This window comes from Clostridium rectalis (assembly GCF_900626095.1).
Taxonomy (GTDB): Bacteria; Bacillota; Clostridia; order Clostridiales; family Clostridiaceae; genus Clostridium_AS; species Clostridium_AS rectalis.
The window spans coordinates 1-2,825 of the sequence record NZ_UYZZ01000022.1; the positions used below are offsets into that span (position 1 = coordinate 1).

The 2,825-nt window shown below is 29.2% G+C and carries 2 protein-coding genes and 1 pseudogene; 2 read left to right on the top strand and 1 reads right to left on the bottom strand.

What is annotated here, in order from left to right:
* Positions 1-265, bottom strand: a pseudogene (locus EJL03_RS15760) (hypothetical protein); the annotation flags it as partial.
* Between the two features lie 237 nt (positions 266-502).
* Here EJL03_RS15760 and EJL03_RS15765 point away from each other — a divergent pair.
* Positions 503-1,579, top strand: a complete 1,077-nt coding sequence (locus EJL03_RS15765; RefSeq protein WP_125154915.1) for a tetratricopeptide repeat-containing glycosyltransferase family 2 protein — start codon at positions 503-505, stop codon at positions 1,577-1,579.
* Positions 1,580-1,899: 320 nt separating this feature from the next.
* On the top strand, positions 1,900-2,577 hold the full coding sequence (locus EJL03_RS16685) for a hypothetical protein (RefSeq protein WP_279222095.1): 678 nt from the start codon (positions 1,900-1,902) through the stop codon (positions 2,575-2,577).
* Positions 2,578-2,825: the final 248 nt, after the last annotated feature.

Here is a 2,825-nt window from a genome sequence, read left to right on the forward strand (position 1 = left end):
CTATATTTATTATACTATCAGTTATAGCTACTACTTGACTTACTAAAAAAGATTGAACTGCTCCTGTGTTTAGTGTTATCTGTATAGTATCGGTTGGTGCCAATAAAGTTATCAACTGGTTTAATAAGTTTTCCATAGGATCTACACAGCAATCGCATTTATTAATAGCAAAACATGAAGAATCACATAAACAAATGTCACAGTTATTACAATATAAATCTTCTAATTTTCTCTGCAATTTTTTTTGATCTTTATGGCATAGCATATATCTCAACATCCTTTTTATAAATTTGACTCTAACTAAATGCTCTTTAGGTCAATATTATTATATGAGTTGAATTTAATTAATGTCATATATTTAAAAATAAATCTATCAATACATATTCATATTTTCATAAATTTGCATAGCATATAATAAGTTTAAAATTTATATTATAAAACTAAATTTATTAATTATAATAAAAAAACTATTTAACTAATAAATTTATTATGAGGTGATTTAATGATTTCTATAAGTTTATGTATGATTGTAAAAGATGAAGAGCTCACATTAGAAAGATGTTTAAATTGTGCAAAAGATTTTGTTGATGAAATTATAATAGTAGATACAGGCTCTAAAGACAAGACCAAAGAAATAGCAAAAAAATTTACAAGTAAAATTTATGATTTTCAGTGGATACAAGACTTCGCATCAGCAAGAAACTTTTCATTTAGCAAGGCCACTAAAGAATATATATTTTATTTAGACGCTGATGACATAATTTTAGAAGAAGATCAAAAAAAATTAAAAAATTTAAAAAATAATTTAGATAAGTCTATCGATTCAGTTACTATGTTTTATAGTATGAATTTAAATAAAGATGGTATACCCGCTTTAAGCTACAGGCGAAATAGACTTGTAAAACGCCAAAAAAACTTCAAATGGTATGGAAGGGTTCATAATTACTTACAAGTTTATGGTAATATATTTGATAGTGATATATCCATAGTTCATGATAAGGTAAAACCCCGTGATTCCGATAGGAATTTAAATATATATAAGAAGATGATAGAAGAAAACTATACCTTCTCACCAAGAGATATATTTTACTATGGTAATGAATTATATGATCATAAATTATATGACGAGGCTATAGCTCAGTATAAAAAACTATTAAAGATAAATGATGGTTGGTTTGAAGACAAAATAACGGCCTGCGGAAAACTAGCAGACTACTATAACTATGTAAAAGATTCTTTTAATGCTAAAAAGTATTCCTATTATTCTTTTAATTATGATAAACCACGAGCTGAATTTTGCTGTAGATTAGGTAGTTATTTTTTAGCTGAAAACAATATTAACAATGCAATATTTTGGTATGAATTAGCTACTAATTTAGAAAAAACTAACAACGGTTGGGGATTTATTAGTAATGATTGTTGGACTTGGCTTCCTCATGTTCAGCTTTGTCTTTGCTATTATAAACAAGGAAATACAGATCTCTCCTATAAACACAACGAAATTGCACTCTCTTATTCACCTAACAACAAAATTTTACTTGATAATAAAAAATTCTTTAAAAGTATTGGATTTGAATAATTATAAATTAATAAAATATAGATAAAAACCTAACTTATAGACATTTAAGCCCTACGGTCCATTAATATTATAGACCTATCAATTAGAATTGAAAAAGCACTAACTGTTTTCTTTCATTGATACGTTATGCTTATGGCTTTCTGTAATAAAATTAAATAATTAAACCCCATACTAAATCTTCACTATAAATAATTTTATTGATATAACCACCTTTTATAAATATTTAATATCAAAAATTAAAATAAATCATATTATATAATAATACTAGCTAATTTTAATAACAAAATAATTTAAATTATAATAATAGAGGGTGGATATAATTGAGTAATAGATGCAAAATATGTATGCCATGTTGTGGTAGATGTACCTGTCCTAGAGGTATTACTGGACCGACTGGACCCCGTGGAATAACCGGTCCCACTGGTATCCAAGGTGTTACTGGGCCTACTGGACTTCGTGGAGTAACTGGTCCTACTGGCATCCAAGGTGTTACTGGACCTACTGGACTTCGTGGAATAACCGGTCCCACTGGTATCCAAGGTGTTACTGGGCCTACTGGTTCAGATGTCCCTGCAGGGCTACAAGCTTATGGCGGTATATATAATATAGTTGGCGGTACTTTGGGACTACCAGCAAACACTGAAGTACAAATACCACTTACAGATCCTATGGTAAACAATAACGTAAATCCTGGAACAAACAGCTTAGAGATACAAATTCCAGGTGATTACAGAATAGATTATCTTGTTAGTTTAGGACCCATGGCCAACGGGCCGGCAATATCTACTATAGCACGTGTTAATGGATTCCCAATTTTGGATACAGATTTAGGGTTAAAAACAGGAAGCACCAATGATACAATTTTTACAGCCTTTACTATAGTAACACTAGCTGCCGGTGATTCTATAGACCTTTCAATTAGAAGTACAACAGCCTTAACTGTTTTATTTAGTAGTGCATTATGCGCATCACTTTCTGTAATGAAATTAAATAATTAACCTCTTACTATCATTTAACTATAAACAGTTTTATTTAACACTTTATTAACTAAAACACCTTATATAAATAATTTAATACCCAAAATTAGAATAGATCATATCTCTTAAGCCCCTAAAAACACTTGGACAATTGCTTATGCATTAGATATAATGAAGAAAAGTAATTGGAGGTAACTTGTGAGAGGTAGAAGTTATACAAAAGAATTAAAAGAATCAATACTAAATGAGGTTAAAGAAGTAGGCAATGT

Bases quoted from the DNA above. Each gene is read 5' to 3' on its own strand.
- EJL03_RS15765 (WP_125154915.1), top strand. From the start codon at position 503: ATGATTTCTATAAGTTTATGTATGATTGTAAAAGATGAAGAGCTCACA.